Origin of the sequence: Methylobacterium sp. SyP6R (assembly GCF_019216885.1) — a bacterium.
GTDB lineage: Bacteria > Pseudomonadota > Alphaproteobacteria > Rhizobiales > Beijerinckiaceae > Methylobacterium.
In genome coordinates, this window is record NZ_JAAQRC020000001.1 from 1,199,416 (window position 1) to 1,213,462 (window position 14,047).

Consider the following 14,047-nt stretch of genomic DNA (forward strand, 5'->3'; position numbering starts at 1 on the left):
CATCTCCGCTCAGGGCCGGTTCGTTGAAGAAAGCGTTCGTCAAATCCTACGGCTGCCAGATGAACGTCTACGACGCCTCCCGCATGGTCGACCTGCTCGGCCGCGAGGGCTTCGTCGAGACCGGCGCCGTCGAGGAGGCCGACGTCGTCGTCCTCAACACCTGCCATATCCGCGAGAAGGCGGCGGAGAAGGTCTATTCCGAGCTCGGTCGCCTGCGGGTGCTGAAGGGCGAGCGGGCGGAGGCCGGCCACGACACCAAAGTCGTTGTCGCGGGCTGCGTCGCGCAGGCCGAAGGGCGCGAGATCCTGAACCGCGCCCCGGGCGTCGACGTGGTGGTCGGCCCGCAGAGCTACCACCGCCTGCCGCAGCTGCTCGCCGCCGCGAAGTCCGGCCGGGTCGTCGACACCGAATTCCCGGTCGAGGACAAGTTCGATCACCTGCCGGCGCGTCGCACCCCGGGTGTCTCCGCCTTCCTCACCGTGCAGGAAGGCTGCGACAAGTTCTGCGCCTTCTGCGTCGTGCCCTATACCCGCGGCGCCGAGGTCTCGCGCTCGGTGGAAAAAATCGTGGCCGAGGCCGAGCGGCTGGCGGCGGCCGGCGCCCGCGAGCTGACCCTGATCGGCCAGAACGTCAACGCCTTCCATGGGCAAGGACCCGACGGGCGCGACTGGACGCTCGGGGAACTGCTCCACCGCGTCGCGGCGATCCCCGGCGTTGTGCGCTTGCGCTACACCACCAGCCACCCGCGCGACATGGACGAGGCCCTGATCGCGGCCCATCGCGACCTGCCGGCCCTGATGCCCTACCTGCACCTGCCGGTGCAGTCGGGCTCGGACCGGATCCTGCATGCCATGAACCGCAAGCATGATGCCGACACCTATCGCCGGCTGATCGACCGGGTGCGGGCGGCGCGGCCCGACATCGCGCTCTCCTCCGACTTCATCGTCGGCTTCCCCGGCGAGACCGATGCCGACCACGCCGAGACGATGCGGCTGATCGCCGATGTCGGATTCGCCAGCGCCTTCTCGTTCAAGTACAGCCCGCGCCCCGGCACGCCGGCGGCGGAGAGTGCCGACGCGGTGCCGGAGGCGGTGAAGAGCACGCGGCTCGCCGAGTTGCAGGAACTGCTGGAGCGTCAGCGCCAGGACTTCAACCACGCCACCGTGGGCAAGGTCGTGCCGGTGCTGCTCGAGAAGCCCGGGCGGCATCCGGGCCAGGTCGCCGGCAAGTCGCCCTATCTCCAGGCGGTGCAGATCGAGGGCGACGTCGCGGCGGTCGGCACGGAAATTCCTGTGCGGATCACCCGGGCCGGCTCGAACAGCCTGTTTGGTGAAGCGTTGACCGCGACCCCGGCCGCGACGACGGCCCAAGCGGCCGACACGGCCGCCGCGTGAGGAACGGGAACGACAGGATGGCGATGGGAGAGGGCGGGCGCGGTCCGAGAGGGCGTGAGCCCGCGCGCGAGCGGGAACTCGCCCCGCGGGCGGTGGCGGGCCTGAGCGAGGCGGCGGAGATCGCGCTCACCTTCGACGACAACCGCCTGGCGAGCCTGGTCTTCGGCCAGTACGACCAGAACGTCGCCCATCTGGAGCGGCGCCTCGGCGTGGTGGCCACCGCGCTCGGCAACCACGTCGTGGTCAAGGGCCCGCCCGATTCGACCGAGCGGGCGCGGCGCGTGCTCGAACTGCTCTATGCCCGCGTCAGCGACGGGGGCGGGGTGCCGCTGACGCTGGGCGACGTCGACGGGGTGATCCAGGAATCCTCGCTCCAGGGCAACCTGTTCTCGCCGGCCGAGGCGCCGGCCAACGGCGAGCGCCCGTCCTTCGACCAGATCGCCACGCGCCGCCGCGGCGGCGTGCGGGCCCGCAACGCGGCGCAGGACGCCTACATCAAGGCGTTGCGCGCCCACGAGCTGGTCTTCGCGGAAGGCCCCGCCGGCACCGGCAAGACCTGGCTCGCGGTCGGCTACGCCGTCTCGCTGCTGGAGCAGGGCCATGCCGAACGGCTGATTCTTTCCCGCCCGGCGGTCGAGGCCGGCGAGCGCTTAGGCTTCCTGCCCGGCGACATGCGCGAGAAGGTCGATCCGTATCTCCGGCCGATCTACGACGCCCTCTACGATTTCATGGAGGCGCGTCACGTCGATCGCGGCTTGCAGACCGGCATGATCGAGATCGCGCCGCTCGCCTTCATGCGCGGGCGCACGCTCACCAACGCGGTGGTGCTCCTCGACGAGGCGCAGAACACCACCTCGATGCAGATGAAGATGTTCCTGACCCGGCTCGGCGAGAATTCCCGGATGATCGTCACCGGCGATCCGAGCCAGATCGACCTGCCGCCGGGCCAGAAATCCGGCCTCGTCGAGGCGGTGCGGATCCTCGACGGCGTCGAGGGCGTCGGGCGGGTCACGTTCCGGGACGTCGACGTGGTGCGCCACGACCTGGTGCGCCGGATCGTCACGGCCTACGAGACCGATGCCCGGGAAAACCCGGAGGTCGTGCCCCAGCGGCCGATTCCCTCGCGCCGGGGGCCGCTGCCGTGAGCGGGCACGACGACACCGGTGAGAACGAGATCGACGTCGCGGTCGAGGACGAGCGCTGGGAGGGCGTCGCGCCCGACCTCGAAGGCTTCGTCGCCCGCGCGGTCGAGGCGGCGCTCGCCATCGTGCCGCCGGACGGCCCGATCGAGATCAGCATCGTGCTGACCGACGACCCCGCGGTGCAGGAGCTGAACCGCACCTGGCGGGGCAAGGACAAGCCGACCAACGTGCTGTCCTTCCCCAACGAGCAGCCGCATGGCGGGGGCCCGCGCCTCCTGGGCGACGTGGTTCTTGCGTATGACACAATGCTGCGCGAGAGTGGGGAGCAGTCCAAGCCCCTCGATCACCACCTCGCCCATCTCGTGGTCCATGGCACGCTGCACCTCCTCGGTCACGACCACGAGCTCGGCGACGCCGAGGCCGACGCCATGGAGGCGTTGGAGGTCGCGGCCCTGCGGCGCCTCGGCGTGCCGGACCCGTATGGCGACGTGGCCGGTTGAACCGCGGACGCCCTCACCCCAGACGCGAGAGACATGAGCAACGATCGAAGTCGCAGCGCCGCCGCGACCGCGCAGGCGATTCCGGAGGACGACAGTCCGGGGCGCGAACCCTGGTATGACCGCCTCCTCAGCATCTTCCACCTGAAGACGCGCGACGCCCAGCGCGACGGCCTCTCGGACGCCCTCGCCGAGGTGCAGAACGGCGACCACCCGGTCTCCGCGGTCGAGCAGGCGATGCTCAAGAACGTCCTGAGCCTCCACCGGGTGCGGGTCGACGACGTGATGATCCCCCGGGCCGACGTCGTGGCGGTCTCGATCGACACCGCCCTCGGCACCCTGCTCAAGGTCTTCCGCTCGGCCGGCCATTCCCGCCTGCCGGTCTACGGCGAGAGCCTGGACGACCCCCGCGGCATGGTCCACATCCGCGACTTCGTCGACTACATGGCGAGCCGGGCGGAAGCCCACGGCGACCGCCTGCCCGACCTCGCCGGGGTCGACCTCGCGGCGACGCTCGCCACCACCCGCATCCTGCGGCCGGTGCTGTTCGTGCCGCCCTCGATGCCGGCGATCGACCTGCTCGCCCGGATGCAGGCGAGCCGCACCCACATGGCGCTGGTCATCGACGAGTATGGCGGCACCGACGGGCTGATCTCGATCGAGGACCTGATCGAGGTCGTGGTCGGCGACATCGAGGACGAGCACGACGTCGCCGAGACCCACCGGGTCCTCAAGGTCGACGGCGAGAGCGAGATCTTCGTCGCCGATGCCCGCGCCAGCCTCGACGACGTCGCCGAGGCGACCGGGGTCGATCTCGCGGCGGCGGTGGGGGAGGCGGCCGAGGAGGTCGACACCCTCGGCGGCCTGATCGTCACCCTCGTCGGCCGCGTTCCGTCCCGGGGCGAGGTCATCGCCGTGCCGGGCGACTTCGAGGTCGAGGTGCTGGACGCCGATCCGCGGCGGATCAAGCGCCTGCGCATGCATCGCGGACTCGCCCGGCTCGTAGGACCCGAGACGCCGCTGGCCCTGCCGCCACCCGTGGGCGAGGCCCGCCTGCGGACAGAGACCGCCGCCTGATCCGTCCCGCGGCCCCCCCATGCATCCTGCCACCGGCTGCCTTGCGACCGGTGCCGCAGCGGCGGCCGGTCCGGCACGCGGAATGATGCTACGACAGGAATGACGAGCGGAGACGCACGACGCGTCTCCGCCCGAGCGCCGCCCCGCGAGCCCGCCCATGCACGACATCGACACGAACGGGACGGCGCTCGCCGCCCCGGCGGCGCCCTTCGGCCTCGCAACCCTCGCCCACCGCATCGCCCTGACCTCCGGCTGGACGCGTCTGGCGCTCGCCTGGCTCGCCGGCGCCTGCGGGGCCCTGGCAATGCCGCCATTCGGGTTCCTGCCCGCCCTCTGCGTCGCCCTGGTGCCGGCGGTCTGGCTGCTCGACGGGGCGGCCACCGCCTCGTCGCGCCTCGGTCGGCGCGCCGGCACGGCGCTCTCCGCCGGCCTGATCGGCTGGGCCTGGGGCTTCGGTTACCTCACCGCCGGCCTGTGGTGGTTAGGGGCCGCCTTCCTGGTCGAGGCCGACCAGTTCGCCTACCTGATGCCGCTCGGCGTGCTCGGCCTGCCGGCGGCGCTCGGCCTGTTCTACGGCGCGGGCTTCGCCGCGGCGCGGCTGATCTGGTCGCCGGGCCCCGGCCGCATCGCCGCCCTTGCCTTCGGAATCGGCGCCGCCGAGTGGCTGCGCGGGCACCTGTTCACCGGCTTTCCCTGGAACACCCTCGGGATGGCGCTCGGCCAGAACCTCTGGCTGATGCAGGCGGCCTCGGTCGTCGGCCTCTACGGGCTGACCGTCCTGGCAGTGCTGGCCTGCGCGGCGCCCGCCACCCTGGCGGATGCGGGGGGGGCCTCGCGGCGGCTCGGACCGCCCGCCGCCGCTGTCCTGCTGCTCGCCGGCCTCGCCGCCGGCGGGGCGCTGCGGCTGCCCTCCGGGCCGATGCCGGAGGTGCCCGGCGTGCGCCTGCGCCTCGTCCAGGCCAATATCCCGCAGGATGCCCGCTTCAACCCGCGCAACCGCGAGGGCATCCTCGAGCGCTACCTGGGCCTGAGCGACAGCGCCACCGCACCGGACCGGCAGGGCCTGCGCGACGTGACCCACCTGATCTGGCCGGAATCCTCGTTCCCGTTCCTGATCCAGCGCGACCCGCAAGCCCTGCGCCGGATCGGCAATGCGCTGCCGCCCGGCACGCTCTTGGTCACCGGCGCGGCGCGGGCCGACGAACCTCTGCCCGGCGAGCGGCTGCACTTCTACAACTCAATCCTGATGATCGGGCAGGACGGCCTCACGGGCGGCCGCTACGACAAGCTCCACCTCGTGCCCTTCGGCGAATACCTGCCGGGACCGGTCGACAGCCTGCTGCGCACGCTCGGCCTCAAGCAGTTCGTGGCGGTGCCGGGGGGCTTCACCGCGAGCGAGGCGCATGAGCGGCCGCCGCTCGCGGTGCCGGGCCTGCCGCCGGTGGCGCCCTCGATCTGCTACGAGGCGATCTTCCCCGGCGCCGTCGCCTCGCACCGGGAGCGTCCCGGTCTACTCCTCAACGTCACCAACGACGGCTGGTTCGGCGATACGCCCGGCCCGCGCCAGCATTTCGCCCAGGCCCGCCTGCGCGCCGTAGAGGAAGGAATTCCTCTCGTGCGTGCCGCCAACACCGGGATCAGCGCCGTGGTCGATCCTTACGGAAGGGTGACCGGGATGTTGTCGGTCGGCACCGAAGGCGTCCTCGACCGCAACCTTCCGAGAAACCTTAGGGAAAGTCCGGCATACGTACGTTTCGGCGATGTTTTTTTCACCATCATGCTTCTAGGGTGTGGGCTGTTGGCCCTCGTGGCGCGCCGTCGTCGCGCGCCGTCACCGCCCCGCGGAGCGTCGATGTGAAAAAGGCACCGGATCCGGTCGATCGTCATGTCGGGCATCGCGTCCGCGTCAGGCGGCTTCTGGTCGGCGTGAGCCAGGAGAAGCTGGGCGACGCGCTCGGCGTGACGTTCCAGCAGATCCAGAAATACGAGAAGGGCACCAACCGGATCAGCGCCAGCCGGCTGCGCCAGATCGCCGACATGCTGGGCGTGCCGGTCAGCTTCTTCTACGAGGGAGCGCCGCGCCAGGACGGCACGCGCAGCGACGCCGCCGCGGAGCCCGGCGCCGAGACCGCCGCCCACGACGTGTTCTGGACCAGCCAGGACCTGCAGCTGGTGCGCGCCTTCCAGCGCATCGGCGACAACCAGCTGCGCCGGCGGATCATCAGCCTGGTCGAGGCGATCGGTACCGGTTCCGCCACGCCCTCGGCCGGGCCCGACGCACAAGCGTGACGATCCCGCGTGACGATCCCCCCGACGATCCGTCGGTGACCGGGGTTGCAAAGGTTTCGGTGCTCACACGGCCGCCATGACGGTATGACCCTCCCGAACGCGACCGCGCCACCACGGCGTGCGCAGGCGCGACCGACGCGCGCGAGCGCGACAGGGAGGACGATCGTGCGGACCATCGAACGGGAGCCCGGCGCCGGGACCGCGCGGCCGGGGAGGGCGCAAGCCGGCTTCCATCCGGTCCTGATCGGCCTCGGGCTGATGCTGGTGGCCTTCAACCTCCGGCCCGCCCTGTCGAGCATCGGCCCGCTCCTGCCGGGCATCCGGGCCGAGACCGGCCTCTCCGGCGCCCTGGCGGGAGCCCTCGTCACCCTGCCGGTCCTGTGCCTCGGCGTGTTCGGCCGCCTCGCGCCGGTGCTGGTGCGGCGCATCGGGCCGGATGCCGGGGTGCTGGCGGCCCTGGTCGTGCTGGCTCTGGGGCTGACCCTGCGCGGTCTCGGGGGCCTGCCGCTGCTGTTCCTCGGCTCGGTGGTCGCCGCGGCGGCGATCGGGATCGTCGGCGTGATCCTGCCCGGCATCGTCAAGCGCGACTTTCCCGACCAGGCCGGCCTGATGACCGGCCTCTACACCGCGCTCCTCTGCCTCGGCGCCGCCGCCGGGGCCGGCTTCACCGTGCCGGCGCGCCACGCGCTCGGCCTCGGCTGGGAGGGGGCCCTGACGCTGTGGGCCGCCCCCGCCCTCGTGGCCGCCGCCTTGTGGCTGCCCTTCGTGCGCGGCCGGCCGATGGCGGCGGCAGGCCCGCGCCCGTCCGGCCGGCTCTGGCGCGATCCCCTGGCCTGGCAGGTCACCGCCTTCATGGGCCTGCAATCGTCGCTCGCCTACATCGTGTTCGGCTGGCTGCCCGCCGCCCTGGTCGACCGGGGCTTCGACATCGTGGCGGCCGGCCTCGTCGCCTCGGTCTCGGCGCTGGCGCAGGGTGTGCTGGCGCTTCTGGTGCCGACGCTCGCCGCGCGCCGGCCGGACCAGCGCCCCTGGGTGATCCTCGTCATCAGCCTGCCGCTCGTCGGCTTCACCGGGCTGCTCGTCGGGCCGCTGGCCTTCGCCTGGGGCTTCGCGCTGCTGCTGGGCCTAGGCCTCGGCGGCTGCTTCGGCCTCGCCCTGACGCTGATCGTGCTGCGGGCCGGCGATCCGCGCGCCGCCGCCGAGCTCTCCGCCATGGCGCAGGGCGTCGGCTATTGCGGCGCGGCGCTCGGGCCGTTCCTGGTCGGCATCGCGCACGACCTCAGCGGCGGCTGGGGCCTGCCGGCGGCACTCTATGCCGGTGTGTGCCTGACGGCGGCGAGCTTCGGGTGGCTGGCCGCGCGGGACCGGACGGTGCGGATCTGAGCCGCGGGAGCCCGCTCGCTCACCCCTGCGCGATCACCTTCTGCAGGCAGACCGCGTTGGTGTCGCGGTAGCCGAGGTGGTCGTAGAAGCCGAGGACGCCCTCGTTCTCCCGGCGCACCAAGAGCTGCACCTTCCATACGCCGCGCGCCGCGAGCCAGGCCTCCCCCGCCTCGACCATGCGCCGCCCGAGCCCAGTACCCTGCTGGCCGGGCGCCACCGCGACGTAGTAGAGCCAGCCCCGGTGCCCGTCCTCGCCGGCCATCGCGCTCGCGACGATCCGGCCGTCCACCTCCGCCACCAGCACGGTGCCGTGGGGGCCGCGCCGGGCGAAGGCGATGTCGGTGGCCGGGTCGTTCCAGGGCCGCGCCACCCCGGCCTCGTGCCACAGGGCGATCACCGCCGGCACGTCGGCATCCTCGATCTCGCGGATGATCGGCGTCATGGTCGGGCTCCCGTCTCGATGCCGGTGCGCCCGGCCGAGCCGGCGGGGCGAGGGAGAGGCGCTACACCATAGCGGACGCCTCCGGAATGCCCCGACCGGTCGGCATCGCGACAGCGAACGACGTCCCGGCGAACCCCGCCTACCGGCACCCGGCCGTCCCCTCGATCGACGACGACGCCTCAGCCCCGATGGTCGCCGATGTGTTTCGGGGCATCGAGCCCGGGGACCTGCCGGTCGGGCAGGGGCGATCCCAGGGGACTGGAACAGGGTGACGCTACGGCATATCGTTGACCAGCCGCGGCAGAGACACGATATATCGTGCGGATCGAATAGGACGAGCCGAAGCGCCAGGCCAATCTCCAGAAGCATGGCCTGGATTTTGCCGATGTCACGGCGAAGTTCGATTTCGCGACTGCGGTTCGATTGGAGACCAGGCCAAGCCGAACGGGGCGGAGACGGTTCAAGCTGATCGGGTGGTTCGAGAACCATCTGGTCGTGGTGGTGGTGGCTTCCCCGCTCGGCACGGAAGCCCTCTCCGTCATCAGCATGCGCCCTGCCAATCTGAAGGAGCGTGTTCATGTCGAATAACTCAGACGCAAAGAAACCCGATCACGCGCCCGGCTACGTTCCCAATGCCGAATATACGCAAGACGATTGGGACGAGGTCTGCGACGATCTGGAATCGACCGATGAGGATTTTCGCCGGGCCGTGCCATTCAGGGATGCCTTCCCGGATCTCTACGCGAGCCTGATGGAGGACCGCGAGGCGGTCGCGGCCGGGCGCAAGGTCGGGATTTCGATGACGCTCGACGCGGACGTCGTCGCCCGGTTCAAGGCGACCGGTCCGGGCTGGGAAGCGCGAATGAGCGAGGCCCTGCGCCGGGCCGCCGACGCGCTGCCCCCGGCCTGACACGGGCAGTCCGGAGGCCCCACGCCCGGCTCCGCGATCCCCGGGCTCACCCCTCGGGCGCGAACAAGGCCCGCTCCGCCTCGACCGTCGCGTAGATGTGCTCGGCCACGGCGCGGATGCGGGCGAGGTCGCGGCTGTCGGTGTGCATCATCAGCCAGAAGCTGCGGATCAGCGTCACCTCGTTCGGCAGCACGCAGATCAGGTCCGGGCGCCATGCGGCCATGAAGCAGGGCAGCACCGCGAGTCCCAACCCTGCCACCGTCGCCTGGAGCTGGGCGGTGAGGTTGGCGCTGCGCAGGCGCGCGCTCGCCCCAGGCGCGACCTGGTGCAGGTAGTCGAGTTCCGGCGAGTAGAGCAGTTCGTCGATATAGCCGATGAAGCGGTGGCCCTGGAGGTCGCGCCGCGCCCGGATCGGCGGGCGGCCGGCCAGGTAGGCAGGGGCGGCGTAGAGCTTGAGCGCGTAATCGGTGAGCTTGCGCCCGACGATGCGGCCCTCCGGCGGCAGGCTCAACCCGATGGCGATGTCGGCCTCGCGCTTCGACAGGCTGAACAGCCGGGCGGTCGCCACGAGTTCGATGTCGAGATCCGGGTGGCGCTCGATCAGCGGGGTCAGGCGGGGCGCCAGGAAGGAACTGCCGAAGCCGTCCGGCGCGCCGATCCGCACCGTGCCGACGAGCCCCGACGCTGCCCGGCCGACTGCCGCCTCGCCGTGGATGATCGCCGATTCGACCGCGTCCGCCGTCGCGACCAGCGCCAGGCCGGCTTGCGTCGCGGTGTATCCGGAGGCCCGGCGGTGGAAGAGCTTCTCGCCGAGGCGCCGCTCCAGCCGGTCGATCCGCCGGATCACCGTGGCATGGTCGACCCCGAGCCGGCGCGATGCCGCCGAGACCGTGCCGGCCCGGTGCACCGCCAGCACGAAGCGGTAATCGTCCCACATGTCGCCTTTGGCATCGCCTTTCGCCCCATCCGCCGGTTCCCGCATCCGCGCACACCCGTTCCGCTCCCACGCCCCTTCCTCTATGGGGACCGCCAGGGCAAGGTGGCCCGAACACGATCAATCCAGGGAGGATCCCATCATGGCGCGCGAAGTCGGGCACTTCATCGGCGGCGAGCACGTTCCCGGCCGCTCGGGCCGCTATTCCGACATCTACCAGCCGATGACCGGCGAGGTGATCGGGCGCCTGGCGCTGGCGAGCCGGGCCGAGATGCGCGCGGCCATCGAGAATTCCGCCAAGGCGCAAGTGGCCTGGGCCGCCACCAACCCGCAGCGCCGGGCACGGGTGATGATGCGCTTCCTCGACCTGATCGCCCGCGAGATGGACAGCCTCGCCGACCTGCTCGCCCGCGAGCACGGCAAGACCATTCCCGACGCCAAGGGCGACATCCAGCGCGGCGTCGAGGTGGTGGAGTTCGCCTGCGGGATCCCGCACCTGCAGAAGGGCGAGTACACGGAAGGGGCGGGCCCCGGCATCGACATCTACTCGATGCGCCAGCCGCTCGGCGTGGTCGCCGGCATCACGCCGTTCAACTTCCCCGCCATGATCCCGATGTGGAAGTTCGCGCCCGCCATCGCCTGCGGCAACGCCTTCATCCTGAAGCCCTCGGAGCGCGATCCGGGCGTGCCGATGCGGCTCGCCGAGCTGATGATCGAGGCGGGCTTGCCTGCCGGCATCCTCAACGTCGTCAACGGCGACAAGGAGGCCGTGGATGCGATCCTCGACGACGACATCATCCAGGCGGTCGGCTTCGTCGGCTCCTCCGACATCGCCCAGTACGTCTACGCGCGGGCGACCGCGACGGGCAAGCGCGCCCAGTGCTTCGGCGGCGCCAAGAACCACATGATCATCATGCCGGACGCCGACATGGACCAGGCGGTCGATGCCCTGATGGGCGCCGGCTTCGGCTCGGCCGGCGAGCGCTGCATGGCGGTCTCGGTGGCGGTGCCGGTCGGCGAGAAGACCGCCGACGCCCTGATGAGCAAGCTGATCCCGCGGGTCGAGAGCCTGAAGATCGGCCCGTCGACCGATCCGAGCGCCGATTACGGCCCGCTGGTGACCAAGGCGGCGCTCGAGCGGGTGCGCAACTATGTGGAGATCGGCGTCCAGGAAGGTGCCAAGCTCGCGGTCGACGGCCGGGCCTTCAAGATGCAGGGCTACGAGAACGGCTTCTACATGGGCGGCTGCCTGTTCGACCACGTGACGCCGGAGATGCGGATCTACAAGGAAGAGATTTTTGGCCCCGTGCTCTCGGTGGTGCGCGCCAAGGACTACGCCGAGGCCCTGCGGCTTCCCAACGAGCACGAATACGGCAACGGCGTCGCGATCTTCACCCGCGACGGCGACGCGGCGCGCGACTTCGCCGCCAAGGTGCAGGTCGGCATGGTCGGCATCAACGTGCCGATCCCGGTGCCGCTGGCCTACTACACCTTCGGCGGCTGGAAGCGCTCGGGCTTCGGCGACCTCAACCAGCACGGGCCGGATGCCGTGCGCTTCTACACCAAGACCAAGACGGTCACCCAGCGCTGGCCGTCGGGGGTGAAGGAAGGCGCGCAGTTCTCGATGCCGGTGATGCAGTAACGCCTGTCAGGCGTGCGGGAGCCATCCGGGCTTTCCGCGAGTGGCACGGGTTTCCCCTCTCCCCGCCCGCGGGGAGAGGAGAAACCCGCGCCAGTCCGAGGCCGGGTACGGACAATAATCGACACGGAACAGGAGGAACCGCCGCATGACCCTGTTCACCCTCCCCGAGGACCAGATCGCCATCCGCGACATGGCGCGCAGCTTCGCGGCCGAGCGGATCGCGCCGCACGCCCTCGACTGGGACGAGCGCAAGCATTTCCCCCTCGACGTGCTGCGGGAAGCGGCCTCCCTCGGCATGGGCGGCATCTACGTGTCCGAGGAGCATGGCGGCTCCGGCCTGACCCGGCTCGACGCCGCCCTGATCTTCGAGGCCTTGAGCCTCGGCTGCCCGACGGTGGCGGCGTTCCTGTCGATCCACAACATGGCCGCCTGGATGATCGACCGTTTCGGCTCAAGTGCCCAGCGCGAGCGCTTCCTGCCGGGTCTGTGCCGGATGGACCAGGTCGCCGCCTATTGCCTGACCGAGCCGGGTTCGGGCTCGGACGCAGCCTCGCTCCGCACCAGCGCCCGGCGCGAGGGCGATGTTTACGTCCTCAACGGCGCCAAGCAGTTCATCTCGGGCGCCGGCGCGGCCGATCTCTACGTGACGATGGTGCGCACCGGCGAGGCGGGGCCGAAGGGCATCTCGACCCTGGTGGTGCCCGCCGACGCGCCCGGCCTGTCCTTCGGCCCGAACGAGCGCAAGATGGGCTGGAACGCCCAGCCGACCCGGGCGGTGATCTTCGAGGAATGCCGGGTCCCGGTCGAGAACCGCCTCGGCGAGGAGGGGATCGGGTTTCGCATCGCCATGGCGGGGCTCGATGGCGGCCGGCTCAACATCGGTGCCTGCTCGCTCGGCGGCGCGCAAGCCGCCCTCGACAAGAGCATCGCCTACATGGCCGAGCGCAAGGCCTTCGGAAAGCGCATCGACGAATTCCAGGCGCTCCAGTTCCGCCTCGCCGACATGGCGACCGAGCTGGAAGCCGCCCGCGCGCTCCTCTACGGGGCCGCCGCCGCGCTCGACCGGAAGGATCCCGACGCCACCCAGCGCTCCGCCATGGCCAAGCGCTTCGCCACCGATACCGGCTTCCGGGTCGCCAACGAGGCGCTCCAGCTCCATGGCGGCTACGGCTACCTGTCGGAATACGGGGTGGAGAAGATCGTCCGTGACCTGCGGGTGCACCAGATCCTGGAGGGCACCAACGAGATCATGCGGGTGATCGTGGCGCGGGGCCTCGTCGCGGGCTGAACACGGCACCGCCGGATACGGCACGACTTGGACCGTCGTCATTACAGAACCAGAAACCAGCAGAGGACACGCTGAGCCATGACGCAGATCGCCTTCCTGGGCCTCGGCAACATGGGCGGGCCGATGGCCGCCAACCTCGTCGCGGCGGGCCACGCGGTGACGGGCTTCGACCTGGTGCCCGACGCCCTCGAGGCCGCCCGCGCGGCCGGGATCACGGTGGCGGACAGCGCCGAGGCCGCGGTGGCGGGAGCCGAGATCGTCGTCACCATGCTGCCGGCGGGGCGTCACGTGCTGGCGGTCTACGACGCGGTGCTGCCGCACGTGGCGGACGGCGCCCTGATGATCGACTGCTCGACGATCGACGTCGCCAGCGCGCGGAGCGCCCACGACAAGGCGACGGGACGCGGGCTCGCGAGCCTCGATGCCCCGGTCTCCGGCGGGGTCGGCGGCGCCAAGGCGGCGACCCTGACCTTCATGGCCGGGGGCTCGCCGGACGCCTTCGCCCGGGCCGAGCCGATCCTCGCCAAGATGGGCCGCAAGGTCGTGCATTGCGGCGAGGCCGGTGCCGGCCAGGCGGCCAAGATCTGCAACAACATGATCCTCGGCATCTCGATGATCGGCGTCGCCGAGGCCTTCGTGCTGGCGGAAAAGCTCGGCCTGTCGCACCAGGCCCTGTTCGACGTCGCCTCGACCTCGTCGGGCCAATGCTGGTCGCTCACCACCTATTGCCCGGTCCCGGGCCCGGTGCCGACCTCACCGGCCAACACCGACTACAAGCCGGGCTTCGCCGCCGCCCTGATGCTGAAGGACCTGCGCCTGGCCCAGGAAGCCGCCGCGGGTGCCGGCGCCGCGACGCCGCTCGGCGCACACGCCGAGGCGATCTACACGGCCTTCGAAGCGGCGGGGCAGGGCGGCACCGACTTCTCCGGCATCGTCCGCCACCTGCGCGAGGCGGGGCGGGACTGAGCGGAGCTGCACGCACGGTCCACGACCATCGCATGACGCCGACGGTGGATTCTTTCCCCACCCGCGACCTCATCCTGAGGTGT

General features: G+C 71.2%; 13 protein-coding genes and 1 pseudogene. 12 read left to right on the forward strand and 2 right to left on the reverse strand.

The window, feature by feature from the left end:
• The first annotated feature begins 23 nt into the window (after positions 1 to 23).
• The 7 genes from miaB (at position 24) to HBB12_RS05470 (ending at position 7,782) form a co-directional block, all read left to right on the forward strand.
• A complete protein-coding gene (gene miaB, locus HBB12_RS05440) occupies positions 24 to 1,394 on the forward strand; it encodes a tRNA (N6-isopentenyl adenosine(37)-C2)-methylthiotransferase MiaB (protein WP_236988419.1) in 1,371 nt (456 codons plus the stop codon).
• A gap of 17 nt (positions 1,395 to 1,411) precedes the next feature.
• On the forward strand, positions 1,412 to 2,539 hold the full coding sequence (locus HBB12_RS05445; RefSeq protein ID WP_236988420.1) for a PhoH family protein: 1,128 nt from the start codon (positions 1,412 to 1,414) through the stop codon (positions 2,537 to 2,539).
• Positions 2,536 to 3,036 carry an rRNA maturation RNase YbeY gene (gene ybeY / locus HBB12_RS05450; protein ID WP_236988421.1) on the forward strand — a complete coding sequence of 167 codons (501 nt, stop codon included), beginning with the start codon at positions 2,536 to 2,538 and terminating at the stop codon, positions 3,034 to 3,036. Before HBB12_RS05445 ends, ybeY begins: the two co-directional genes overlap by 4 nt.
• Positions 3,037 to 3,069: 33 nt before the next feature.
• Positions 3,070 to 4,110 carry a hemolysin family protein gene (locus HBB12_RS05455; protein WP_236988422.1) on the forward strand — a complete coding sequence of 347 codons (1,041 nt, stop codon included), beginning with the start codon at positions 3,070 to 3,072 and terminating at the stop codon, positions 4,108 to 4,110.
• A gap of 157 nt (positions 4,111 to 4,267) precedes the next feature.
• Entirely contained in the window at positions 4,268 to 5,968 is a 1,701-nt protein-coding gene (gene lnt / locus HBB12_RS05460) for an apolipoprotein N-acyltransferase (protein ID WP_236988423.1), read from the forward strand.
• Entirely contained in the window at positions 5,965 to 6,399 is a 435-nt protein-coding gene (locus HBB12_RS05465) for a helix-turn-helix domain-containing protein (protein WP_236988424.1), read from the forward strand. Before lnt ends, HBB12_RS05465 begins: the two co-directional genes overlap by 4 nt.
• Before the next feature lie 165 nt (positions 6,400 to 6,564).
• Complete coding sequence (locus HBB12_RS05470; protein WP_236988425.1) at positions 6,565 to 7,782, forward strand: MFS transporter; 1,218 nt, start codon at positions 6,565 to 6,567, stop codon at positions 7,780 to 7,782.
• Positions 7,783 to 7,801: 19 nt separating this feature from the next.
• Here the strand turns inward: HBB12_RS05470 and HBB12_RS05475 are convergent, their stop codons facing one another.
• Positions 7,802 to 8,224: a GNAT family acetyltransferase gene (locus tag HBB12_RS05475; protein ID WP_236988426.1), complete on the reverse strand. Its 423-nt coding sequence runs from the start codon at positions 8,222 to 8,224 to the stop codon at positions 7,802 to 7,804.
• A gap of 333 nt (positions 8,225 to 8,557) precedes the next feature.
• Here HBB12_RS05475 and HBB12_RS05480 point away from each other — a divergent pair.
• Together HBB12_RS05480 and HBB12_RS05485 are read left to right on the forward strand one after the other, a co-directional pair.
• Positions 8,558 to 8,812, forward strand: a pseudogene (locus tag HBB12_RS05480) (BrnT family toxin); the annotation flags it as partial.
• Complete coding sequence (locus tag HBB12_RS05485; protein ID WP_236988427.1) at positions 8,802 to 9,134, forward strand: BrnA antitoxin family protein; 333 nt, start codon at positions 8,802 to 8,804, stop codon at positions 9,132 to 9,134. The pseudogene HBB12_RS05480 and the gene HBB12_RS05485, both read left to right, overlap by 11 nt.
• A gap of 46 nt (positions 9,135 to 9,180) precedes the next feature.
• Here the strand turns inward: HBB12_RS05485 and HBB12_RS05490 are convergent, their stop codons facing one another.
• On the reverse strand, positions 9,181 to 10,071 hold the full coding sequence (locus tag HBB12_RS05490; protein ID WP_236988428.1) for a LysR family transcriptional regulator: 891 nt from the start codon (positions 10,069 to 10,071) through the stop codon (positions 9,181 to 9,183).
• Positions 10,072 to 10,210: 139 nt separating this feature from the next.
• Here HBB12_RS05490 and HBB12_RS05495 point away from each other — a divergent pair, with 139 nt between their 5' ends.
• The 3 genes from HBB12_RS05495 (at position 10,211) to mmsB (ending at position 13,964) form a co-directional block, all read left to right on the forward strand.
• Entirely contained in the window at positions 10,211 to 11,710 is a 1,500-nt protein-coding gene (locus tag HBB12_RS05495; protein WP_236988429.1) for a CoA-acylating methylmalonate-semialdehyde dehydrogenase, read from the forward strand.
• Between the two features lie 145 nt (positions 11,711 to 11,855).
• Entirely contained in the window at positions 11,856 to 12,998 is a 1,143-nt protein-coding gene (locus tag HBB12_RS05500) for an acyl-CoA dehydrogenase family protein (RefSeq protein WP_236988430.1), read from the forward strand.
• Positions 12,999 to 13,076: 78 nt separating this feature from the next.
• Positions 13,077 to 13,964 carry a 3-hydroxyisobutyrate dehydrogenase gene (gene mmsB / locus HBB12_RS05505; protein ID WP_236988431.1) on the forward strand — a complete coding sequence of 296 codons (888 nt, stop codon included), beginning with the start codon at positions 13,077 to 13,079 and terminating at the stop codon, positions 13,962 to 13,964.
• The last annotated feature ends 83 nt before the right edge of the window (positions 13,965 to 14,047 follow it).